The 22,559-nt window shown below is 70.3% G+C and carries 22 protein-coding genes; 11 read left to right on the forward strand and 11 right to left on the reverse strand.

What is annotated here, in order from left to right; all coding sequences use genetic code 11:
- The first annotated feature begins 12 nt into the window (after positions 1-12).
- Entirely contained in the window at positions 13-732 is a 720-nt protein-coding gene (locus ACLJPX_RS07425) for an ABC transporter permease (protein WP_410599362.1), read from the forward strand.
- 26 nt (positions 733-758) lie between these two features.
- Positions 759-2,204 carry an alpha/beta hydrolase gene (locus tag ACLJPX_RS07430; protein WP_410599363.1) on the forward strand — a complete coding sequence of 482 codons (1,446 nt, stop codon included), beginning with the start codon at positions 759-761 and terminating at the stop codon, positions 2,202-2,204.
- Between the two features lie 225 nt (positions 2,205-2,429).
- Here ACLJPX_RS07430 and ACLJPX_RS07435 read toward each other — a convergent pair whose 3' ends face one another.
- Both ACLJPX_RS07435 and ACLJPX_RS07440 read right to left on the reverse strand, forming a co-directional pair.
- Positions 2,430-3,896, reverse strand: a complete 1,467-nt coding sequence (locus ACLJPX_RS07435; RefSeq protein WP_410599364.1) for an alpha/beta hydrolase — start codon at positions 3,894-3,896, stop codon at positions 2,430-2,432.
- 49 nt (positions 3,897-3,945) lie between these two features.
- Positions 3,946-4,668, reverse strand: a complete 723-nt coding sequence (locus ACLJPX_RS07440) for a DUF2306 domain-containing protein (RefSeq protein WP_101608997.1) — start codon at positions 4,666-4,668, stop codon at positions 3,946-3,948.
- Positions 4,669-4,776: 108 nt separating this feature from the next.
- Between ACLJPX_RS07440 and ACLJPX_RS07445 the strand changes: the two genes are divergently transcribed.
- Positions 4,777-5,544 carry a TetR/AcrR family transcriptional regulator gene (locus ACLJPX_RS07445; protein ID WP_410599365.1) on the forward strand — a complete coding sequence of 256 codons (768 nt, stop codon included), beginning with the start codon at positions 4,777-4,779 and terminating at the stop codon, positions 5,542-5,544.
- Between the two features lie 67 nt (positions 5,545-5,611).
- On the opposite strand, the gene ACLJPX_RS07450 is transcribed toward ACLJPX_RS07445, so the two are convergent.
- The 4 genes from ACLJPX_RS07450 to ACLJPX_RS07465 are packed head-to-tail and all read right to left on the reverse strand — an operon-like array spanning position 5,612 to position 8,810.
- Positions 5,612-6,403, reverse strand: a complete 792-nt coding sequence (locus ACLJPX_RS07450; protein WP_410599366.1) for an ABC transporter permease — start codon at positions 6,401-6,403, stop codon at positions 5,612-5,614.
- Positions 6,400-7,350 (reverse strand): ATP-binding cassette domain-containing protein, encoded by a 951-nt coding sequence (locus ACLJPX_RS07455; RefSeq protein ID WP_410599367.1) that lies wholly within the window; start codon positions 7,348-7,350, stop codon positions 6,400-6,402. Before ACLJPX_RS07455 ends, ACLJPX_RS07450 begins: the two co-directional genes overlap by 4 nt.
- Positions 7,351-7,384: 34 nt before the next feature.
- Positions 7,385-8,230 carry a DUF4097 family beta strand repeat-containing protein gene (locus ACLJPX_RS07460; RefSeq protein WP_410599368.1) on the reverse strand — a complete coding sequence of 282 codons (846 nt, stop codon included), beginning with the start codon at positions 8,228-8,230 and terminating at the stop codon, positions 7,385-7,387.
- A gap of 52 nt (positions 8,231-8,282) precedes the next feature.
- A complete protein-coding gene (locus tag ACLJPX_RS07465) occupies positions 8,283-8,810 on the reverse strand; it encodes a toxin-antitoxin system HicB family antitoxin (protein WP_410599369.1) in 528 nt (175 codons plus the stop codon).
- A 512-nt stretch (positions 8,811-9,322) separates the two neighbouring features.
- Between ACLJPX_RS07465 and ACLJPX_RS07470 the strand changes: the two genes are divergently transcribed.
- Positions 9,323-9,892, forward strand: coding sequence for a response regulator transcription factor (locus tag ACLJPX_RS07470; protein ID WP_410600017.1), 570 nt, complete (start codon positions 9,323-9,325; stop codon positions 9,890-9,892).
- Between the two features lie 9 nt (positions 9,893-9,901).
- Here ACLJPX_RS07470 and ACLJPX_RS07475 read toward each other — a convergent pair whose 3' ends face one another.
- Positions 9,902-10,546, reverse strand: coding sequence for a LuxR C-terminal-related transcriptional regulator (locus tag ACLJPX_RS07475; protein ID WP_410599370.1), 645 nt, complete (start codon positions 10,544-10,546; stop codon positions 9,902-9,904).
- 92 nt (positions 10,547-10,638) lie between these two features.
- Between ACLJPX_RS07475 and ACLJPX_RS07480 the strand changes: the two genes are divergently transcribed.
- A complete protein-coding gene (locus tag ACLJPX_RS07480; RefSeq protein ID WP_410599371.1) occupies positions 10,639-12,882 on the forward strand; it encodes an ATP-binding protein in 2,244 nt (747 codons plus the stop codon).
- Here the strand turns inward: ACLJPX_RS07480 and ACLJPX_RS07485 are convergent.
- Positions 12,827-14,302, reverse strand: coding sequence for an amidase (locus tag ACLJPX_RS07485; protein ID WP_410599372.1), 1,476 nt, complete (start codon positions 14,300-14,302; stop codon positions 12,827-12,829). The genes ACLJPX_RS07480 and ACLJPX_RS07485 overlap by 56 nt on opposite strands.
- Before the next feature lie 173 nt (positions 14,303-14,475).
- Here ACLJPX_RS07485 and ACLJPX_RS07490 point away from each other — a divergent pair, with 173 nt between their 5' ends.
- A complete protein-coding gene (locus ACLJPX_RS07490) occupies positions 14,476-15,123 on the forward strand; it encodes a TetR/AcrR family transcriptional regulator (protein ID WP_410599373.1) in 648 nt (215 codons plus the stop codon).
- Between the two features lie 252 nt (positions 15,124-15,375).
- Entirely contained in the window at positions 15,376-16,041 is a 666-nt protein-coding gene (locus ACLJPX_RS07495) for a helix-turn-helix transcriptional regulator (RefSeq protein WP_410599374.1), read from the forward strand.
- Between the two features lie 63 nt (positions 16,042-16,104).
- On the opposite strand, the gene ACLJPX_RS07500 is transcribed toward ACLJPX_RS07495, so the two are convergent.
- A complete protein-coding gene (locus ACLJPX_RS07500) occupies positions 16,105-16,989 on the reverse strand; it encodes an NAD(P)H-binding protein (RefSeq protein WP_410599375.1) in 885 nt (294 codons plus the stop codon).
- A gap of 100 nt (positions 16,990-17,089) precedes the next feature.
- On the opposite strand from ACLJPX_RS07500, the gene ACLJPX_RS07505 reads away from it, so the two are divergent.
- Positions 17,090-17,980: a LysR family transcriptional regulator gene (locus ACLJPX_RS07505; protein ID WP_410599376.1), complete on the forward strand. Its 891-nt coding sequence runs from the start codon at positions 17,090-17,092 to the stop codon at positions 17,978-17,980.
- Here ACLJPX_RS07505 and ACLJPX_RS07510 read toward each other — a convergent pair.
- A complete protein-coding gene (locus tag ACLJPX_RS07510) occupies positions 17,968-18,549 on the reverse strand; it encodes a TetR/AcrR family transcriptional regulator (protein ID WP_410599377.1) in 582 nt (193 codons plus the stop codon). The two genes, ACLJPX_RS07505 and ACLJPX_RS07510, sit on opposite strands and share 13 nt — an antisense overlap.
- A gap of 87 nt (positions 18,550-18,636) precedes the next feature.
- Here ACLJPX_RS07510 and ACLJPX_RS07515 point away from each other — a divergent pair, with 87 nt between their 5' ends.
- Positions 18,637-20,214, forward strand: a complete 1,578-nt coding sequence (locus tag ACLJPX_RS07515; RefSeq protein ID WP_410599378.1) for an MDR family MFS transporter — start codon at positions 18,637-18,639, stop codon at positions 20,212-20,214.
- The gene (locus ACLJPX_RS07520) at positions 20,211-20,690 is read left to right on the forward strand and encodes a universal stress protein (protein WP_410599379.1); all 480 of its coding nucleotides are present in this window, start codon (positions 20,211-20,213) and stop codon (positions 20,688-20,690) included. Before ACLJPX_RS07515 ends, ACLJPX_RS07520 begins: the two co-directional genes overlap by 4 nt.
- Here ACLJPX_RS07520 and ACLJPX_RS07525 read toward each other — a convergent pair.
- A complete protein-coding gene (locus ACLJPX_RS07525) occupies positions 20,604-21,572 on the reverse strand; it encodes a DMT family transporter (protein WP_410599380.1) in 969 nt (322 codons plus the stop codon). The genes ACLJPX_RS07520 and ACLJPX_RS07525 overlap by 87 nt on opposite strands.
- Positions 21,573-21,644: 72 nt before the next feature.
- On the opposite strand from ACLJPX_RS07525, the gene ACLJPX_RS07530 reads away from it, so the two are divergent.
- On the forward strand, positions 21,645-22,559 hold the full coding sequence (locus ACLJPX_RS07530; RefSeq protein WP_410599381.1) for a LysR family transcriptional regulator: 915 nt from the start codon (positions 21,645-21,647) through the stop codon (positions 22,557-22,559).

Below are 22,559 nucleotides of genomic sequence, written 5' to 3' on the forward strand. Positions count from 1 at the left end.
AGGACTCCAGCCATGCTTTCGATCGCCCGCAGCGAGCTGATCCAGATCTTCCGGAACCGCTCGGTCCTCATCACCAGTTTCGTGATGCCCATCGCGATCTGTGCGTTCTTCGTCTACCAGCACGAAATCTTCGCCAAGATCGGCAGTCTCGGTTACATCGCGGCGATCGTGATGTTCACCGTGTGCGCGTTCGGTCTCTACGCCAGCTCGGTGACCACGCTCGCCTCCCGGCGGCAGAACCTGTTCCTCAAGCGGCTGCGCTCGACGGCGGCCGGTGACGCCTCCATCCTGGTCGGGCTGGTGCTGCCGGTCACCGTCATCGCGCTCGTCCAGGTGGCCGTGATCATGACCGTGCTGGGCTTCGTCACCGGCAAACCCGCGAACATCGGCTTGCTGGTGCTGGCCGTTCTCGCCACCGTCGCCATGATGATCGGCCTCGGCCTGGCGACCGCGGGCCTGACCAACTCCCCCGAGCACGCCCAGGTCACCACGCTGCCGGTGAGCCTCGGGGTCATCGCGGTCGCTTCCTGGGTCGGCATCAGCGGCACCGACGACCTGACCCTGGTCAAGCGCCTGCTGCCGGGTGGTTCGGCCACCGAACTCGCGGTCAACGCCTGGAACGGCGGCGTCGCGGTCTCCGAATCGCTGCTCCTGCTCGCCCCGACCCTGGCGTGGGTCGTCGTCGCCGTTGTCCTGGCCTCGCGGCTCTTCCGCTGGGAACCGCGCCGGTGACCGTGTCCATCCAAGGAGGAAAACCCATGCGCAAAGCCATGATCCCCGTTCTCGCGGCCGCCTTGCTGACCGCGGCGACCCCGGCGGTCGCTTCCGCGGCGCCCCCGCCGAAGTGGGGGCCTTGCCCGGCGGAGGCGGCGGGCCTCGGCCTGGAGTGCGGCACCCTCGAGGTCCCGCTGGACTACCGCGACCCCGGCGGGAAGACCATCGAGATCGCGATCTCGCGGCTGGCGAGCACCAAGCCGGAAAAACGCCGCGGCGTGCTGCTGACGAACACCGGCGGCCCCGGCGGTGAAGGACTGGCCTATCCGGACACTCTCAAGAAGCTGAACATCCCGCAGGACGTACTGGACAGCTACGACGTGATCGGGATGGACCCGCGAGGTGTCCACAACAGCACGCCGGTGACCTGCGGGCTGACCCTCGCGGAGCACCCGTCCAACATCCCGAGGTACGCCCGGGACTCGGCCGACGTCACCTCCGAGGCACAGCGGGTCGCCGCCGTCGCCGCGAAATGCGGCTCCTCGCCCACCGCGCCGCTCCTGCCGTACATGACCACCGCCAACACCGCCCGTGACATGGACCGCGTCCGCGAGGCGCTCGGCGAGCGGAAGGTGAACTACTTCGGCATCTCCTACGGCACCTACCTCGGTTCGGTGTACACCTCGTTGTTCCCCGAGCGCAGCGACCGGTTCCTGATCGACAGCGCGACCGGGCCCGGCGGCTGGGACGCGTCGTTCTCGCGGCTGTTCGGGCAAGGTGTCGAAGACCGTTTCCCGGACTTCGCGAAGTTCGCCGCTTCGAAACCCGAGTACGGCTTGGGCCGGACGCCGGCGGAGGTGACGGCGAAGTACTTCGAGCTCGCCGCGCGGCTGGACAAGACCCCGAGTCCGGATGGCTACAACGGCCAGGTGTTCCGCCAGATCACGTTCGCCTATCTCTACTACGACAAGAAGCTGCCGCAGCTGGCCGAGACCTGGCACGCGCTCGACACCGGGAAACCCGTGCCGACGCCCGCCGCCACCGGATCGGCCGCCGGCACGGCGTACCCGGCCGACAACTACATCGCGAGCCAGCTGCACGTGATCTGCAACGACTCGGACTGGCCGGAGAACGTCGGGACGTACCGGCGCAACGTCGCGATCGACCGGTTCCGGCATCCGCTGTTCGGCGCGGCGGCCGCGAACATCACGCCGTGCGCGTTCTGGCCGTCCGAGCCGGTCGAACCGCCGGTGAAGATCACCGACCGCGGCCCGTCGAACCTGCTGATCGTGCAGAACCTCCGCGATCCGGCGACGCCGCTGGCGGGCGCGCGGAAGCTGCGTGAGGCCTTCGGCGATCGCGCCAGGATGGTCACCGTCGACCAGGGCGGGCATCTGGCCTACCTGTTCAAGGACAACAAGTGCGCCAACGACCTCGCGACGGGGTTCCTGGTCGCCGGCGCGCGGCCGCGGCACGATCTCGCCTGCTGATCCGCGGTGGTCCGGTCGGTCGTGAGTGGCAAAGAGGGTTAGAACCCTCTTTACCACTCACGACCCCCTCGAAAACCGCACATCTAACCATCAATCGGACATTCTGTCGCCGGAACGTGTCCTTTGTGGACACTCAGGGAACGACTGGCGCCCGCAGGCCGGTCCAGAACATGACTTACCCCTCAATAACCCGAATCGCCGCTCACGACCAACCGGACCGACCACTCACGAGCGGCAGACCCGGTCCGCGGGAAGCTCCCCGCTCAGCAGGTAGTCCCGCGCCGCCGCGTCGACGCATTTGTCGCCCTTCAGGAAGACGGCGTGCCGGAAGGCTCCTTCCACCGTCACCAGCCGCGACCCGCCGAGCGCCCGGTGCAGCGCGAGTTGCCCGGCGTACGGCGTCGCGGGGTCGCCGGTCGAGCCGAGGAGCAGCGCCGACGAGGTGTTGTGGATCCGGGTGGCGGGTTCGGCGGGAGCCACGGGCCAGAACGCGCACGGCGTGATGTTGCGGGCCAGCGGCCCGAACAGCGGCTCGGCCGCCCGGTGTTCCTGGATGTCCCGGTAGTACGTCGCCGGGTCGCGGGAGGCCGCTCGATCCGCGCAGATGACCGGCGTCCCCGCCCGGTCGGTCGCGGAGCCGGAGCCGGTCGTCAGGCCGTCGAGGAGCGCGGCGAGTCCTTCCGAAGGAGTGGCGGGACGGCCTGCCGCGGCGTCGCGGAGTGTCCGTACGGTCGCGGCGAACTCGGCCTGTGAAGCGGGCCGGTCGTCGTAGAGGTTCGCGAAGAACAGGTACGGCACCATGTGACCGTCCACTGTGTACTTCCCGACCTCGAACGGCCGCCGCTCGGCCGACCGGGCGACGTCCCGCGCGGTCGTCACCACCTCGTCCGCGGTCTCCCCCATGCCTTGCCCCACGGCGCTCTTCGCCCAATTCCGCAGCGCGGCGTCGAGCGCCGGGGCGGTCGGGCGGAGCAGGCCGGGACCGTACGCCTCGGGATCCACCGACGAATCGAGTACGAACCGATCGGCCCGGGAGCCGAACATCTGGAGATAGACCGCGCCGAGATAGGTCCCGTACGACGCGCCGAGGTAGGAGATCTTCCGTTCGCCGAGCGCGGCGCGCACGACGTCCATGTCCCTGGCGGTGTTGCGGGTCGAGGCGGCCCGCAACAACTCGTGGTCGTTGCCCGAGCAGCCGCGCGCCAGGTCCTTCGCGAGGGCCACGCTCTCGCGGAACGTCTTGAGGTCCGGCCCGGCCGACCGCGCGAAAGTGTCGGTCTTCCAATCGCACCGCAGCGGTGAACTGCGCCCGACGAACCGGGGGTCCATGCCGACGAGGTCGTAGCGGGCCGCGATCTCCGGCATGAGCGGCCCGGCCAGGACCAGTTCCATGGCCGGGCCTCCCGGACCGCCCGGATTGAGCATCAGCGCGCCGAGCCGGTGCGCGGGATCGGTGGCCTTCACCCTGGCCAGCGCGACGGTGAGCTTGCGCCCCCGCGGACGGCGATGGTCCACCGGCACGGCGATGTCCCCGCACTGCGCGCCCGCCTTGTCCAGCTCCGCGCCGAGGACGTCGCCGGGGCCGGTCGTGCAGCCGTGCCAGATGATCGAAGGGACCGCGACGGCGGGCGCCGACGGCAGCAACGCCCCGGTGACGAGCAGTGCCACCACGATGGCTGTTTTCCTGAGCAACCCGAACTCCCTGATATCCAACGAAATTCCCGATATCAGGCTAGAAGCGCTACACCCGCGAAGGCGTCCGTCCCGGGGCGGAGACGTCTAGCCCGCTGGGGGGCTTTTTCGGGGTTTTGCGGCGCTCCAGCACCCAGTCGGTGAGCACCAGCAGGAGCAACGGGCTGAGCCAGGCCCCGATGCTCATCGCGCTGTACCGCATGAGCACTTCGCTGCCGCCGAAGGTCGTGCCGATCTCCGGCGTCAGCACGATCGTGGCCACGACATTGATCACGCGGCTCAGCACGATCGACATCGCGAGCGCGAAACTGCGGGACATCCACCGGCGATGCTCTCCGAAGCGACGCTGCCTGGCCATCCGGATCCCGATGACCGTGACCGCGATCCACAGCACCGAGCCCACCAGGTTGGCCACCCGCACGGACGGGCCGACGCTGGTGTGCCACCCGATGTACAGGCCCACGAACCCGGCGGGGAGCGCACCGGCGAAGACGTAGATCCGGCCGGTGATCCGGTGCCCGCGCCGGTAACGGGCGCGGAACGCGGGCCAGATCTGGAAGCAGGCGGTCACCATCGCGACCGTGCCGAAAAGGACGTGCGCGACGAGCAGCGGGTAGTAGAGGCCGTTCCCCGGCGGCGCTTCCAGCCGCGACTCGGCCGGGTCGAAGGTCAGGTACGGCGGCACCGAAAAGGCCAGGAAAGCCGCCGCCACCAGCATCAGCGGCACGATCCAGGGGCGCCGCCACCAGCGGGGCGCGTTCGACGAGGTCATGGGTGATCCGTTCGGGAGAAGACGATCAGAAACTATGTACACCATACACATGAACGTACGTCATACAGAGTTTTAGGATGGTCATCGACGACACCGACGGGATGGCTGATGGCGACACGTGACAACAAGGGCCCGGATCTCCAGCGCAGCCTCGCGCTGCTGTGGGCGGGGCGGACCCCCGGCAGGCGCGGGCCGCGGGCCCAGCTCACCGTGGAGCGGATCGCGCTGGCCGCGATCCAGGTCGCGGACGCCGACGGCCTGGACGCGCTCTCCATGCAGCGGGTCGCCACCGAACTCGGCTACTCGACGATGTCGCTCTACAACCACATCCCCGGCAAGGACCTGCTGCTGGAAGTGATGGCCGACGTCGCGGCCGCGAAACCGCCCGAACTCGACGGCGCGAAGGACTACCGCGACGCCGTCCGGCAGTGGGCAAGCGCGCTCTGGTCCGCTTTCCGGACCCATCCCTGGCTGTTGCGCGTCCCGCTCGACCACTCGCCGATCGGCCCCAACCAGCTCGCCTGGCTGGACCGCCTGCTCCGGCCCCTGCTCGAAGCCGGACTCGCTCCCGGCGAGGCGCGGGCCGCGGCCCTGCACCTGACCGCCGTCGTCCGCGGCACCGCGCAGATCGGCCTGGACATGAACAGCGCGCACAAGACCGACGGCGGGCGGCCGCGCACGGAAACCGAGCTGGCGCGGGCGTTGTCCGAGCTCATCGACCCGGAGGGCTACCCCGCGCTGGCGGCCGTCCACGCGGCCGAGGCCGGCGTCGCGTCAGGACCCGAGCAGACCGGCGAGGGAACACTGCCCGCCGAGATCGGCTTCGGTGTGGACCGGTTCCTGGACGGCATCGACGCCTGGGTGGCGAAGTCGTGAGAAAACCAACGTCCCGGGCCGGAGCGAGACACTCCGGCCCGGGACGACTCCCGGTTCAGGTTCCGGCTCAGCGGTCGCGTTCCTTGGCGAACAAGGACTTCGACCACAGGTAGCCGGCGATCGACAACACCGCGCACCAGCCGACAGCGAGCCAAGCGCTGCCGCCGATCGGGGTGCCGAGCAGCAGTCCCCGGAGCGTTTCGATGACCGGCGTGAACGGCTGGTACTCGGCGAACCAGCGCAGCCAGGCGGGCATCGAGTCGGTGGGCACGAAACCGCTGCCGAGGAAGGGAAGCAGCATGAACACCATCGGGGTGTTGCTCGCCGTCTCGACGCTCTTGGCGGCCAGCCCCAGCGCCACCGACAGCCAGGTGAGCGCGATGGTCAGCAGCAACAGCACCCCGACCGCCGCGAACCATTCGCCGACGCCCGCCGTCGGCGAGAAACCGACGAGCAGCGCGACCCCGAACACGACTGCGAGCGCGAACGCGGTCTGGATGAACGCGCCGACGACGTGACCGGTCAGCACCGACGCCTTGCTGATCGCCATGGTGCGGAACCGGGCGATGATGCCCTCGGTCATGTCCGTCGCCACCGAGATGGCGGTGCCGAGAGCTGCGCTGCACACGGTGATGAGCAGGATGGCGGGCGTGACGTAGCCGACGTATTCGGCACGGCCGCCCCCGCCGCCGCCGAGGCCGTTCCCGAGGGTGCCGCCGAAGACGTAGACGAACAGCAGCAGGAACACGATCGGCTGGCCGACCAGCATGATGGTGAGCGACGGATACCGTTGCATATGTCTGATGTTGCGGCGCAGCATCGTCGACGAGTCGCGCATCGAGAGGGTCAGGCTGGTCATCGGGCCAACTCCTTGGTCGCTTCGGTCCGGTGACCGGTGAGGCTGAGGAACACGTCGTCGAGATCCGGGGTGTGCACGGTGAGGCTGTCGACAGCGACGGCTTCGGCGTCGAGCCGGTCCAGCACCGCGCGGAGAGCGGCGACGGTGCCATCGGTCGGCACGCGCAGCGCCAGGCCCTCTTCGTCCGAAGTGGACACTTGCAGCGCGCGGGTCGCGTCGCGCAGCGAGCCCGCGTCGGGGAACTTCAGCTGCATGTGCCCGCCGGGCACGCGCCGCTTCAGTTCGTCGGGCGTGCCCAGTGCGACGACCCGGCCACCGTCGAGGACGGCGACGCGATCGGCGAGCTGATCGGCCTCCTCCAGGTACTGCGTGGTGAGGAAGATCGTCACGCCGTCGGCGACGAGGTCGCGGATGATCTGCCACATCGTGCGGCGGCTGCGCGGGTCGAGACCGGTGGTCGGCTCGTCGAGGAAGATGACCTGGGGATCACCGATCAGGGTCATCGCCAGGTCGAGCTTGCGGCGCATGCCGCCCGAGAAGGTGGCCGGGGTCTTCTTCGCGGCGTCGGTCAGTTCGAACCGTTCCAGCAGTTCGGCGGCACGCTTGCGGCCCGCACGGCGCGGCAGGTGGTGAAGATCCGCCATGAGGAACAGGTTTTCCTCGCCGGTGAGCAGATTGTCGACCGCGGAGAACTGGCCGGTGAGACCGATGGAGGCGCGGACGCCGTCCGGATCGGTGGCCAGGTCGGCTCCGGCGATGGTGGCGCCCCCGGCGTCGGGACTGACCAAAGTGGACAGGATGTTGACCGTGGTGGTCTTGCCCGCGCCGTTGGGGCCGAGCAACGAGAAGACGGTGCCGGTCGGGACGTGCAGGTCGACTCCGTCCAGGACGACCTTGTCACCGTAGGACTTGCGCAGTCCGGTCGCGGAGATGGCCGGGTGTTTCATGTGGATTCCCCTGGTGTGTAAAGGACCCGGAGGGTCAGGAACGGTGAACGAGGATGTCGCCGACGGAGGTTCCGGCGTGGACTTCGAGCTTGTCGGTCGTGGCGTCGGGCGCGCCGGCGGCGGCCATGTCGTTGACGACGCGGCCGAAGCGGGTGTTCACGTCGAGCCAGGCCGCGCTGCCCTCGCGGATGCCGACCTCGATGTCCCCCATCGACGTGTCGAGGTCGAGCTTGCCCCTGGCGGCGTCGAGCACGCGGACCGAACCGTTGGCGGTCTTGGCTTCGACGTCGCCCTCGGCCCGCTCGACGGTGATGTCGCCGTTGGCCGAGCGGAGGCGGATCGAGTCGCCCGCCGCCCCGATCGTGGTGGTGCCGTTGGAGTTCTTCACCACCGCGGTGCCCGCGATCTCGCCGACGTGCACCCGGCCGGAGCTCGTGCTGATGTCGGCGTTGCCGTCGACGTGCTCGACGACGATGTTCCCGGACGCGGAGTGCACTTTCAGCTCACCGGTCCGGTCGAGCCGGATGTGCCCGGTCCCGGACTTGTAGCGACAGGAACCGAGCCGCCCGGTCGCGGTGAGGTCGCCGAGACCGGTGCTCCCCTGCACCCGGGAGCCGGCGGGCAGCTCGATGGTCACGTCGATCGACCTGGTCTTGTTGGAGAAGTCGAGCAGGCGCATCTTCGGTGCGCGGACGGTCAGGGTGCCGCCGGAGAATTCGACGACGGTCTGCTTCGCGGCGTCGACGTCGGAGTCGTTGTTCTCGTCCACCGGCGTGACTTCGACGACCGTCTCCGGGCGGTCGCCGGCGACGATGCGGACGTAGCCGACGACCGGCTCGAGGTCCGCGAGAATGGGTTCCGGGGTGGCGAAAGAAGGCATGGTTGTCCCCTCAAAGGTGGTGTGATCGGTGTTTGTGCTGGTCGGACGGGGTCTAGCTGACCCAGCCGGTGTAGCGCTGCGCGGCGCGGTGGCCACTGGTCGCCGAGGCGGGCGGAGCGGGCGGTTCCGACGGCCTCAGCGCGGCTGACGCGGCCCGCACGAGCCACGCGTTGACCGAACGGCCTTGTGCGGCCGCCGCTTCCTCGACGCGCGCCTTGAGCGGTTCCGGCAGCCGGAAGTTGATCCGCGCCGTGGCTCCCTCTTCCTCCGGCAGCGGCGGGGGCGGGGGCATCGGCGGCTCCGGCACCGATGCCGCGACGGCGACGGCAGGTTCGGCCGCCGGAAGCGTGACGGCGAAGCTGGCTTCACCGGCGCGTAGCCGGACCTCGACCGAGCCGGGTGCGAGATCCCGGGTGATCTCGTCCGACGCGGCGGACAACGCGTCCAGCAGCGCGAGACGGATGGCCGACGCGAGCGGCGCGGTCAGGCGTTCGGCGAGGGCGCTCGCCTCCGCTCCGCCTGCCTCGGCGGCGACGGCGAGTTCCCGGCGAACGGTGTCCACAAAGGGCGTCAAGTCCATGGCACCATCATGGCACCGCGATGGCGCCAGTGCAAGAACAACTTGGCGCCACATGGTGCCAAAGTGGCGTTTCTGCAGCTCAAGGCCCTTAAAATTGCTGGAGGGACACTCTGGCTCTGCTCTGTGGCCGTCGCGCTACACCGGGTCAGATAGCGAAGCCGGTACTCCCGGACAGCGGCGGATACGCGCGTGCCCATTCGGCCATGTTCCGCTGGCGGGGCAACCAGGACCCGGCCGAATACATTGCCGCGACCCTGAGGCAAGGCGAGGATTGCCTTGAGCCACAAGAAAAAGGGAGCGACCCACCGTCAAGTGTGGGGGTCACCGAGGCGGGCCGCTTCCCGAACTCCACGGTACAAGAACTCCGCTCGCTCGGAGGGGCAAGGCTTTCTGTACCGGCGGCTCTTGACAATCAGGATCCACAGTGGACACGGGCGTCCACGGCAGAAGAGGAACGCATGCGAGCAGTTCGGGTGAGCGTCTGCGCCCTGGACCCCATCACGACGGCCGGGATGGCCGACCTCCTCGGGACACGGGCGTCCGTGAGAGTGGTCGACGACCCGTCGCGAGACGGGATCGAGGTCGTCGTCGCCGCTTTCGAGCGGCTTTCGGCCGACGCGGTCACCGCGTTGCGTGAGGTCGCCCTCGAACTCGGCAAGCCGATCGTGCTGGTGACCGACCGGGTCGAGGAAGGCGGTCTCGCGGTCGCGGTGGAGTGCCGGGTGGTCGCCATCCTGCCGAGGTCGGCGGCGACCGACTCCCGGGTGGCCGACAGTGTCCGGTTCGCCGCCTCGAGTGCCACTAGCCCACCGTCCACCCTGCTCAGCAGGCTGACCGCACACGCCGAGCGGCTGCACCGGGAGACGCTCACGCCGGGCGAGCCCGCCGGGTCAGCGCTCTCCTCGCGTGAGATCGACGTCCTGCGCCTGATGGCCGACGGGCTCGACACGCAGGAGATCGCCACCGAACTGTCCTATTCGGAGCGGACGGTGAAGAACATCATCTACGCCGTCACCGACCGGCTTCGGCTGCGGAACCGGTCGCACGCGGTGGCCTATGCGATCCGGGAAGGCGTCATCTGAAGACGCCTGTCAGATAAGGCCTTCGCGGAGCGCGTAGGCCACGACGTGCGTGCGGTTCCGTAATCCGAACCGGCTGAGCAGGCCGTGGAGGATGTTCTTCACGGTCCGGTCGGAGTAGGCCACCCGCCGGGCGATCTCGCCGGTGTCGAATCCTTCAGCGAGCAGCCGGAGCACCTCGGTCTCGCGGGGCGACAGCCCGCTGAGCGTGAGTTCGCGCGGCTCGAGGACTTCCTTGTGCAGCCGCGAAATCCCCCGCAGCAGGCTGCCGAGCTGGTCGGCGGGCAGATCGCCCCGGCCGGCATGGGCGTCCGCGACCGCGCGCAGCAGCCGCCCGGGCGTCGCCTCGGAGCGCGCGACGACGACGGCGAGCCCGCGTTCCACCGCGGCCCACAGTTCGGCCTGATTGGGTTTGTCGGCGACGAGCACCAGCCGCGCGGGCCCGGCCGGGATCCGGTGCGGCTCGTTCCCCGTGACCGCGACGAGGACGTCGGCCGCGGCCGGATCGTCCCGCAAGGTGATGCCGGGGCCCGCACCGAGCGCACTGCGCAGGCCGGCCAGGACGAGCGGGTCGGCGGCGTGCACGGCGACCCGGATCTCCCGGCGCTCCTCGGCCCGGACGACCGGCCGCACGGGCGTCGTCATGATCGTGGACATGCTTCCAGGTAACCGGCCGCCGGGAAGGGCGGACAAGCAGAAGAAGGGGGCAGCTTTTCGCCACCGCAAGCCTGCCGGTTGAATGGACCGCGGTGAAACCGGTGGAAGCGAGTGAGAAGCGGTCGGTGTTCGGAAAGCTCCTGCTCGAACACCGGCGGGCCGCGGGCTGGACACAGGAGCGGCTGGCCGAGGCCTCGGGGCTGAGCGTCCGCGCCCTGCGCGAGCTGGAACACGGCCGCGCGCGGGCCGCCCAGCAGCGCTCGTCGGAAGTGCTCGCGGACGCGCTCGGCCTGACCGGCGGTGACCGGGAGTTCTTCCTGACCGTCGCGAAACAGGGCAGGCGCCGCAACCCGGCGCTGGCCGCCCAGGTCGCGGCGACCTGCTCACTGCCCGCTCCCCTCGCGGATCTCTCCGGCCGGGAAAGCGAACTGGACCAGCTGTCCGCGAAGGTCGCCGAGGGTGGCGGCGTGGTCGCGATCGTCGGGCAGGCCGGGGTCGGGAAGACCGCGCTCGCGGTGACGGCGGCGGACCGGTGGCGCAGGGACTTCCCGGACGGGAGCTACGCCGTCGACCTGCGCGGGATGGACGAAGAACCGTTGAGCGCCCGGGCCGCGCTCGACCGGCTGCTGCGCGCGCTGGACGTCGCGCCGGGGCACGTGCCCGCCTCCGAAGCCGAACGGTCGGCGTTGCTGCGGATGCTGCTCGACGGCCGGAAGGTCCTGCTGCTGCTCGACAACGCCGCCGACGAGGCGCAGGTCCGGCCGCTGCTGGTCACCGGGCCCGGCTGTCTCACCCTGATCACCTGCCGCCGCACGCTCGCCGGGCTCGAAGGCGCGCGCTGGCTGGGGCTCGAGCCGCTTTCGGACGGCGGCGCGACCGGCCTGCTCACCAAGATCATCGGCGAGGACCGTGTGCGCGCGGAGCCCGCCGCGGCACGGGAACTCGTCGAGCTGTGCGGTCATCTGCCGCTCGCGGTCCGGATCGCGGGCAACCGGCTGGCCACCCGGCCGCAGTGGTCGCTCGCCCAGCTGGCCGACCGGCTGCGCGACGAGAGCACCCGCCTGCGTGCGCTCGCGGCGGGCGATCTGCAGCTGCGATCGGCGTTCGACCTGTCCTATCGCGCGGTTTCGGCCGGTGCGCGACAGCTGTTCCGGCGGCTGGCGACCGTTCCCGGCGCGGACTTCGGTCCCGAACTCGCGGCCGTCGTGTCCGGCGCGACCGACGCCGACGTCCGTGACCACCTCGACGAACTCGTCGACGCCAGCCTCCTGCAGACCACGGCCGAGCCGGAACGCCACCAGTTCCACGATCTGATCCGCCTGTTCGCCGAGGAACGGTTCGAGGCGGAGGAAGACCCCGCCGCGCGGGACACCGTGCTCGCCCACCTGCTCGACAAGGCGGCCGAAGCGGCCCGGTTGTTCTACCCGGAAGCACCGGAGACCGGGCGGTTCGGCTCACGGGACGAGAGCGCCCGCTGGCTGGACGTCGAAGGCGAGAACTGGGTCGCCGCGCAGCGGGTGGCGGCGCGGAAGGGCTGGCACCGGGAGGTCAGCGATCTCGCCGTCGCGCTGCACTGGTACTCCGACGGACGGAGCGCCCAGCGGCCGTGGCTGGAGATCTTCTCGCTCGGCGCCGCCGCGGCGGGCGAACTGGGCAACGCCAGGGACGAGGCGAAGCTGCTCAACTTCGTCGGCTGGGCCTGCAGTGTCTGTCTCGACGACGAAGAAGGCGCCGTGGCGGCACATCGCCGCGCGCTGGACATCGCCACCCGGGTCGGCGACCGCACCGAGCAGACCTGGGCGTCCATCTATCTCGGCCAGGTGCTGCGGTACATCGGCGAGACCGCGGAAGCGTTCGAATACGCGAAACGCGGGTACGAATCGGCGGACGAACTGCCGTTCTGGGACGGGCAGAGCTCGGCCCGGAACGTCTACGGGCACTCGCTGCGCGCGGCCGGGCGGCACTCCGAAGCGCTCGCCGTTTTCCGTGCCGTCCTCGCCGACGCCGAACGGCTGGCGGCCGGCACCTACCCCGGACTCCACCGGATGCTGAAGGCACTGTGCCTGCGCGCCATCGGCGACGTGCTCGGGGATCTCGCCGAATGGCGGGAAGCGGCGGGCTACTACCGCACCAGCCGATGGCTCTCGTGGGAAGGCGGATTCGCCGCGATGGAGGCGATCTGCGCGCTCCGCGAGGGGCGTGCCTGGCGGGAAGCGGGCGCCTTCGAGGAGGCCAGGGAGTGCCTCACCCTGGCCGTCGAGCTCTCCCCCGGGCCGTCGTTCAACGCCCGGAGGGAACAGGCGCTGGCCGAACTGGCGCTTCTGCCGGACGCCTAGCCGACCACGGCGCGGCTTCCTCCAGTTGCGAGGCCAGCCGGATGAGGACGTCCTCGCGATCCTGGGCCGCGACGAGCTGGACGCCGATCGGCAGGCCGTCGGCGTTCCAGTGCAGGGGCAAGGAGATCGCGGGCTGTCCGGTGATGTTGAACGGCGCCGTGAACGCCGCGCCCGTGGCGATACCGGCGGCCAGTTCCTCGGGCGACTTCGCGTCCGGGGCCAGTTCGCCGAGTGCGGCGGTCGGCGCGGGCGACGTCGGGGTGAGGAGGACGTCCAGTTCGTCCTCCCAGAGCGCCGCCACCCCGCGAGCCCATCGCTGCGACGAGAGCGACGCGGCGATCCACTGCACGGCGGTGACCGACCGGCCCGCTTCGGCGAGCATCGCGTTCATCGGCTCCAGGTCGGACGAAGACAGCCGCTCACCGAGCCGCTCCGACCAGGCCTCGAGTTCCCAGGTGACCACGGCCGCGAGCAGGGCGGGCATGGTGTCGAACATCCCGGGCGCGTCCAAGGCGGCCGCCGCGCTGGGAGCGACCTGATGGCCGAGGGATTCGAGCAGCCGCGCGGTCCGTTCGACCGCGCCGACGCAGTCGGCGTGCGCGGTTTCGCAGGTGCCCGGCGCGGTGATCCGGTACCCGATCCGCAGCCGTCCGGGATCCGCGCCGACCTCCGTCCGATATGGACGGTCGGGTGGCGGCGCGGAGTAGGGGTCACCCGGCGCGGCCCCCGCCGTGACGTCGAGGACCGCCGCCGTGTCCCGGACCGACCGGGTGAGGACGTGTTCGTGGGCCACCTGGCTCCAGTACTCGCCGAAGTCCGGCCCGAGACTGGTCCGCGCGCGGCTCGGTTTCAGCCCGACCAGCCCGCAGGCGGCCGCGGGGATCCGGAGCGAACCCGCCATGTCGTTGCCGTGGGCGACGGGGACCATGCCCGCGGCCACCGCGGCGGCCGACCCGCCGCTCGACCCGCCCGGCGACCGCGCCGGGTCCCACGGATTCCTCGTCGCGCCATGGAGAAGCGGCTCGGTGGTGATGCTCGTCGCCAGTTCAGGCGTGTTCGTGCGGCCGCAGAACAGGAAACCCGCGGCCCGCAGGCGCGCGGCGAGGTACGAGTCCGACTGCGCGCGCCAATCCCGCTCCCACAGCGCGCGCATGCCGCCGTGCACCGGATCGCCCGCGGTGTGGCAGAGGAAATCCTTCAGCAGCATCGGCACGCCGCGGAACGGTCCCGGCCCTCGCGCCGTCACCGCCTCACGCCGCGCCTGCTCGAAGCGCGTACTGACCACGGCGTTGAGTTCACCGTCGAGCTTTTCGATCCGCGCGATCGCCGCGTCGAGCAGTTCCAGCGGTGCCACCTGTCCCGTGCGGACCAGTTCCGCCTGAGCCGTCGCGTCCAGCCAGGTGAAATCATCGCCAGCCATCCGGCACGTCCTCCTCCGCACATGAGATCAAGGAGTCCATTGTCGATCAGCGGCGACCGGGCGCCCGGTGATTCCGGCGGATCAGAGCGGTTCGTGCAACCGATCATGCCCCTTCGATTCCTCATCGGCCGTAGCTGCAACTAAGCTGCGGGCTCGACGGAGCGGGAGGGCCGATGACGGACGCGGACGGGCAGAGCCCGCGGGAGCGCTACCGCGACCAGGTGCGCGCGGAGATCAAGCAGCGCGCGTGGGAGCAGATCGCCGCCGCCGGGGTCCCCGCGCTGTCGCTCAACGCGATCGCCAAACAGGTGGGCATGAGCGGCCCGGCACTCTACCGGTACTTCGCCAGCCGCGACGACCTCATCACCGCGCTCATCCGCGACGCCTACCGGAGCCTCGCCGACACCGTCCGGGCGGCGTTCGACTCCGGAGCCGACCTGGCCGGGCTCGCCGTCACCATCCGGGACTGGGCCCGGAGCGACCCGCAGCGCTACTTCCTCATCTACGGCACACCCGTTCCCGGCTACCACGCGCCCGACGACACCACCGCCATCTCGCGAGAGGTCATGGCGGTCCTGCTCGAAGCGTGCCGCGCGATCACCGTGGACAAGCCGGACACCCCGTTCGACAAGCACCTGGAAGGCCATCGCGACTGGGCGGGCGACGACCCGGCCACGTCCGCGACCCTGCACCGCGCGCTCGCCTTCTGGACCCGCCTGCACGGCGTGCTCTCGCTCGAACTCGCCGGCCACTTCACCGGCATGAAGTTCGATCCCGACCTGCTGATCACGGACGAATTGGACGACCTCACGACGCGGTGACCGGCTTTCGCCGAGACCGATCACGTTCGCACTGAACCTTTCACGGCCTTCGGGCGTCTTGCCCTGTGACACTGCTGCCATCCGTGGGAAGCGTGGCTTCCGCGGTTGACATGCAACGTTGTAACGTTATAACTTCTAAGCAAAGTAAGAACTATTCACTAGCGGATCGGCTGCCCTTCGCCACCCGACGGCCGACAGCCGTTCCGCCTGCCCGTTTCCGGGTTTCCGACGCTTCGGATGGGGACTTCGATCATGAATCGCGGAGGGAAGAGCACCAGGGGGACCGATCGCGTCAGAGTCGCCGTGCACGCCCCGGATCTCCTGGCCGGGCTCGGCACGACGAGCATTCTCGGCGCCGACGAGCGACTGAACGTACTGCCCGACACCGACCTCGGCCGGGCCGAGGTGATCGTGACGGTCGGGGATTCGATCGGCGACGGGGTTTTCACGTTCCTGCGCCAGGTCCGTGCCGCGTCGTCACTCATGTCACCGCCGAGGTGCGTGATCGTCACGGACCATTTCCCGGTCCAGGTCCTGATGACGGCGATCGAATGCGGGATGGCCGCGCTGCTGCCGCGGCGCGACCTCGACAGCGAGCATCTGGTGCGGACGATCCTGGCGGTCAGCCAGGGCGCCGCCGCCCTGCCGCCCCGGCTACAGGGAAGCCTGCTCTCTCAGCTCGAACGAATACAAGAAGACCTGCTGGTGCCCAACGGTCTCGCGCTGTCCGGACTGTCCGATCGGGAGCGTGAAGTCCTCCGGCTGCTGGCCGACGGCCATGGCACGGAAGAGATCGCGGCCAAACTCGCCTATTCGGAGAGCACGGTGAAGAACGTCCTCCACCGGGTGATGGCGCGGTACGGGCTCCACAACCGCACGCACGCTGTCGCCTTCGCGCTGCGCACCGGCTCGATCTGAGGCGGCCCTCGTGAGTGGTAAGGACGGTTAGAACCGTCCTTACCACTCACGAGGCCCCGGTCGTCAGCTCCCGGACACGACGGCCGGCTTCAGCACCTCCTCGCACCACTGCCGGAAGGTCGTCGGCGTGGTGGCCTCCGGCGTCCGCGGCTCGGCGTTGTCGAGGCCCGCTTCCTTGGCCGCCATCATGTCGACCATGCCCTGCGCGATCGCCTCGGACTGCCCGTGTCCGAGCTGCGTCGCGCGGAAGTCCTCCATGGGGACCCGCTGATACCGGACTGGCCGCCCGAGGACCTCGGACATGATCTCCGCGAGGTCGTTCTGGGACAGGTCCTCCGGACCGAGCACCGGGACGTCGGCCACGCCGTGCCACGACGGGTCGAGCAGCAGCCTGGCGGCGGTCGCGGCGATGTCGCGGATGGCGCAGGTCGGCGCCTCGCGGTCACCCGAAACCGGTCCGAAGAAGACGCCGTCCTTCCCGATCGGCCCGGCCTGCCACAGCAGGTTGTCCATGAACGAGGGCATCGTCAGCGCCCGGTAGCTCACGCCCGTTCCGGAGATCAGGGCGTCCATGGCGTGCGAGGCCGACACATGCCCGGCGTTCTTCGTGACGCCACGGCCGAGGGCCGAGACGCCGACCACCCGGGCGACGCCCTGCTTTTCGAAGGCTTCGCAGGCCGGCCGGGTGAAGTCCACGAAGGTGGCTTCGAGGCTCTCGGCGCGAGGATTCGCGGCTACCAGCCAGAAAACGGTGTCGGCACCGGCGAAGGCCTCGTTGACGACACCGGGATCGCCGTGCGAGCCCTTGACGATCTCGACGCGCTCGCGGACGTCGTCGGCGAGGCGGGCGGGATCACGGACGATCACGCGGACCGGCTCACCGCTTTCGAGGAGGGTGCCGAGCACCCGGCTGCCGATCTGCCCGGTCGGCGTGGTGACGACGATCATGAAGACTCCGTGGTGCTAGGGGATTTTCGACATCCCCAGTCAAGGCGCGAAAGCCGCCGAGCTGAAGGACCGGCCTGGTCGCCATTGATACCCTGGGGATATGAGTGATCTGGAGACGCGGCAGCTCAGGTACTTCGTGGCGGTCGCGGAGGAGCTCCACTTCGGACGGGCGGCCGAGCGGCTCGCGATGGCGCAACCGCCGCTGTCCAGGGCGATCCGGGATCTGGAGCGACGGCTGGACGTCCGGTTGTTCGAACGCACCACCCGCCAGGTCACGCTGACGAACGCGGGCGAGGTGCTCCTGCGGGACGCCAGGACCGCGCTCGAGGCGGTCGCCGCGGCGGACCGGCGGGCGAGGCAGGCGGGCCGCCCCGATCCCCGGTTGCGGCTGGCGCTGAAGGCCGACCACGACGCCGGGTGCCTGCCGAAGATCATCGAGGCCTACGAGGCCGAGGAAGGCGCGCTGCCGATCGAACTGATCCTCGGCGGCCGGGGCGAGCAGCCGCGGCAGCTCCGCGACGGGCGGGCGGACGTGGCGCTCGTCCCCAGCCCGTTCGACGCGCGACGCCTGGACTTCGAGCCGTTGCTGACCGAACCCCGGCTGGTGGCACTGGCGGCGAACGACCCGCTGGCGGCCAGGTCGCGGCTGACCCTCGCGGATCTGGCCGGCCGGATCCTGCCCGACGGCGCCCCCGCCGACGAGGGCCCCTCGACCGGTCCGCCCGCCTCCGTGGTGCCCCACGGTCCCGTCTCGGATCTGACGCAGATCCTCAAACTGGTCGAACTGGGCAGCATCGTCTGTTTCATGGCCGTTTCGGTGGCGGATCGCTACCGCAGGCCGGGCATCGCGTACCTGGCCGTCGACGATCTGGAGCCCACGACCCTCACCGTGATGTGGCCGCAGGACTCCCGCTCACCGGCCGTCGCCGCCTTCGTCCGCGCGGCGACCACGGTGGTGTCGACGGCCTTCGCGCTCGGTCACCGGAGCTGAACGCGGCTCAGCACCCGGTCCACGACGTCGGGAAGCGGCTGATCGTCCGGGCCTTCCAGCCACAGCACGTTCCCGGTCCGCAGCGTGGCGAGGAACGTCGCCGCCGTGAGCCGGGCCAACTCCTGGTCGAGGCCGTGTCCCCTGGCGAGCAGCACCGCGATCAGGTCGCGTTCGAGGGCGATCTGGTCGCCCGCCTGCCGCGCGAGCAGTGACGGGTGCCGTCGCAGCAGCCGTAGCTGCGCCACCCATTCACGGTCCGGCACCGGGTGCGCCCGGTACAGCTCCCGGCACGCCGCGCGCAGCGCGGGCCACGGTTTCTCACCCGGCGGCCTGCCTTCGACCAGCGACACCAGCAGCCCGGTCCGCTCCCGGTCGGCGTGCAGGATCGCGTCTTCCTTGTTCGCGAAGTAGTTCGAGAACGTCCGCCGGGACACCCCCACCGCGTCGGCGATGTCCTCGACGGTCACCCCGTCGAGACCGTGCTCCATCGCCAGGCGCAGGGCGGCCTCGTGCAGCGAGTGCCGCGTCGCCGCCTTCTTGCGGGTGCGGAGCGTGTCGAGGGTGTCCACCAGGACAGCGTAGCGAGGGGAATAAAGTTCCCACTGTGCAAGTTTGCACAGTGGGCAATAATTGCCCCGAACGCTCGAAAGGACGCCATGAAGACCGATGGAACGACGGTGGCGGCGCCGTCCGGCGCGATGGGGCACCGACAGGTGCTCGAGTCGCTGTCCGGGCTGCTGCTCGCGCTGCTCGTGGCGATGATCAGCTCGACGGTCGTGTCGACCGCCCTGCCGTTGATCATCGGCTCGCTGAACGGCACGCAGACGCAGTACACGTGGGTGGTCACGGCCACCCTGCTGGCGGCGACGGCCACCACCCCGATCTGGGGCAAACTCGCCGACCTGTTCAACAAGAAGACACTGGTCCAGATCGCGATCGTGATCTTCGTGATCGGCTCGATGATCAGCGGGTTCAGCCAGAACACCGGCCAGCTGATCGCCGCCCGCGCGTTCCAGGGCATCGGCGTCGGCGGCCTGCAGGCGCTGGTCCAGGTCGTGATCGCGGCGATCATCCCGCCGCGTGAACGCGGCCGCTACAACGGCTACCTCGGCGCGGTCATGGCGGTCGCCACGGTCGGCGGCCCGCTCCTCGGCGGCCTGATCGTGGACGTGCCGTGGCTGGGCTGGCGCTGGTGCTTCTTCGTCGGCGTCCCGATCGCGGTGCTCGCGTTCGCCGTCCTGCAGCGGACCCTGAAGCTGGAAACCGTGCGCCGCGAGAACGTGCGCGTCGACTACCTCGGCGCCGGTCTCATCGCCGCGGGCGTGAGTGTCCTGCTGATCTGGGTCTCGTTCGTCGGCAACACCTTCGACTGGCTTTCGTGGCAGACGGCCCTCATGGTGGGCGGCGGTGTCGTACTCCTCGCTCTCGCGCTGATGGTGGAACGGAAGGTCCGCGAACCCGTCGTCCCGCTGCACATCATCACCCAGCGCACCCCCGCGTTGGCGATCGTCGCGAGCCTCGCCGTCGGCATGGCGATGTTCGGCGGCGCGGTGTTCCTCGGCCAGTACTTCCAGGTCGGCCGCGGCTACTCCCCCACCGAAGCCGGTCTGCTGACCATCCCGCTGATGGCGGGTGTGCTCGTGTCCTCGACCGTCTCCGGGCGCCTGATCAGCCGCACCGGGCGGATCAAGCCGTACATCGTGGCGGGCACGATCACCCTGGTGATCGGGTTCCTCGGGCTGGGCACGGTCGACCACGCCTCGCCGCTGTGGCTGGTCGGCGTCGCGATGGCGATCGTCGGCATCGGGGTCGGCATGACGATGCAGAACCTCGTCCTCGCCGTGCAGAACACCGTGCCGTTGCGGGATCTCGGCGCGGCGAGCGCCTCGGTCACGTTCTTCCGGTCGCTCGGCGGCACCATCGGGGTCTCGGTACTGGGCGCGGTCCTCGCGAACCGGGTCACCGCCGACCTGTCCACCGCGCTGCACGTGCCGGCGGGGCAGGCGTCGACGGGAAGCGTCAGCGCGCTGAACCTCAAGGCGCTGCCGCCGGAGGTCCAGACGATCGTGCACACCGTGTACGGCGACGCGACCGCGCACATCTTCCTGATCTCCGCGGCGGTCGGCGTCGTGGGCGTGATCGCGGCGCTGCTGCTCAAGCCGCTCACCCTGCGCACCACCATCGACCTGGAGTCGAAGTCGGACTCCCCGGCGTCCGACCCGGTCGCGGGATGAGCACGCCCGGGGCCTTCGAGTCCACTGTGGAGCGTTTCGGCCCGCCCCGGAGGACTTCGGGGCGGGCCATCCTGGCCGGGGTCGACGGCTCCGACACGGCGATGCGGGCGGCCGCCTTCGCCTTCGGCATGGCCCGGCGCGAGGGCGGCAGGCTGATCGTCGCCTTCGTCGTCAGCCGTACGGTGCTGACGAACCTCGGACCGGCTGTCGCGGCGACGGTGGAGCACGACACGACACTGCAGTTGTACGCCGAACTCCGCGAACAGATCCGCGAGGCCGCCGAAGAACTGGAAGTGCCGGTCAGCTTCCTGAAGACCTACGGCGATCCGTACACCGCGCTCCGCGACACCGCCGACCGCGGCCAGGTCGACACGGTGGTGGTCGGCGCCTCACAGAAGGCGGGCCACCGGTTCGCGGGCTCCGTCGCGACGAAGCTCATCAAGACCGGGCACTGGCCGGTGCTCGTGGTCCCGTGAAGACCGGCCGCCCAGGAACGAAACGGCGCCGACCACCACGACGACGAGCGCGCACCCCGCGAGTTGTAGCGGGGTCGGCCACTGGCCGAGCAGGGCGGCCCCGAAGAGGATCGCGGCGGCGGGTTGCAGCATGAGCACGGCGGACCCGCCGCTCGCCGGGAGCGCGGACAAGGCCTTGCCGATCAGCAGCCAGCCGATCACCTGCCCGGTCAGGGCCAGCACGAGCAGCCACAGCAGCGCCGAAGGCGGCGGCGTCACGTCGAGATTTCCCGCCACCAGCCCCGAAAGGCCGCCCACACTCGCGGAGGCCGCGGTCGCCGTGGCGAGCATCGTCGTCCGGCCGCCGCTCTCGGTACCGGCGCGGCGCAGCAGCACTAGGTAACCGGCGTAGGCCACACCCGCCAGCAGCGCCATGACGGTGCCGTACCAGGGATCGCTGCCCGCGGCGCCGCCGTCCGCCAGTCCCCCGGCCAGTGCCGTGCCCGTCAGCATCAGCGGGATCGACAGCCAGAACAACCGCGACGGCCGCTCGCCGAACCACAGCATCCCGGCCAGGGGAACGAGGACGACCTGGACGTTGACCAGCGCCGTCGCGACGCCGGCGCCGACGGAGAGGATCGCCTCGCTCCACAGCACCATGTCGATCCCGAGCAGGACACCGGCCAGCACGTACCGTCGCCGCGCCGCCGGGGTGGGGCGGTGCCCTCGCTCTCGCGAGCGTGCCAGGAGCACGAGGATCGGCAACGCCAGCAGGCAACGGAAGAACGTCGCCGTCGTCGAACTCGCGCCGGACAGCGCGACGAGCGGGGCGGACAGGGCGATCGCGAGGGCACCGAGTACTCCTTGTGCGCGCGGATCGGCGAGAACTCTCTGGCGTGGCATGGATTCGATTCGACCGTACGACGCCGGGGAGGACCAGCGAGATCCTCTTACCGCGAGGGTTAAGCTCGGCTAATGAGTGGCGATCTGTCCAATGTGGAGCGGCTGCGGATGCTGCACGCGGTGTGGCGGCGGGGTTCGCTCGCCGCGGCGGCCGAACTGCTGCACGTGACACCGTCGGCGATCTCCCAGCAGCTGACCAAACTGGAGCGGGAGGCGGGCACCCGGCTGCTCGTCCGGCACGGGCGCGGCGTCCGGCTCACCCCGGCAGGATTGCTGCTCGCGCAACGCTCGGACCGGGTCCTCGCCGAACTCCGGGCCGCCCGCGCCGATCTGGACTCGCTCACCGGCGAGATGACCGGCGTCGTCGAGATCGGCGCCATCCCCTCCGGGGTGCACACGTTCATCACGCCCGCGCTCACCGGCCTCGCCGTCCGCCATCCCGGTATCGAGGCCCGGCTGCACGAGGTCGAACCGGAGGTGGCCCTGCCCGCGCTCGCCGACGGTGTGTTCGACGTCGTGGTCGTCGAGAGCTGGGAGAACCTGCCGCTCACCCGGCCGCCGGACACGCGCTGGACCGTCCTGCGCGACGACTCGGCGATGATCGTGCTCCCGGCCGGGCATCCACTGGCGGGCGCGGACTCGATTCCCGCCGAAGACCTCGCGGACGAGATCTGGGTCGCCTGGGCGCGCCCGACCCTGGCGAACACCTGGCTCCGCCAGACCTTGCGCGAGCGCGGCATCGAGCCGACGGTGCGGCATACGGTCAGCGGTTTCGGCACCCAGTTCGCCGTCGTCGCCGGGCTCGGCGCGGTCACGCTGATGCCGAGCATGGCCATCACGATCGCGCCGCCGACCGTGGTGTGCACCGAACTCGAACCCGCGCTGCACCGGCAGCTCTACGCCGTGCAGCCCCAGGGCGAAACACGGCCGGCCGTCGCCGAATGCGTCACGGCTCTGGTCGACGCGGCCCGCGCCTGGGGCGGCTGA

The sequence above is a fragment of the Amycolatopsis sp. lyj-90 genome (assembly GCF_046549035.1).
In the GTDB taxonomy this organism is placed as follows: domain Bacteria; phylum Actinomycetota; class Actinomycetes; order Mycobacteriales; family Pseudonocardiaceae; genus Amycolatopsis.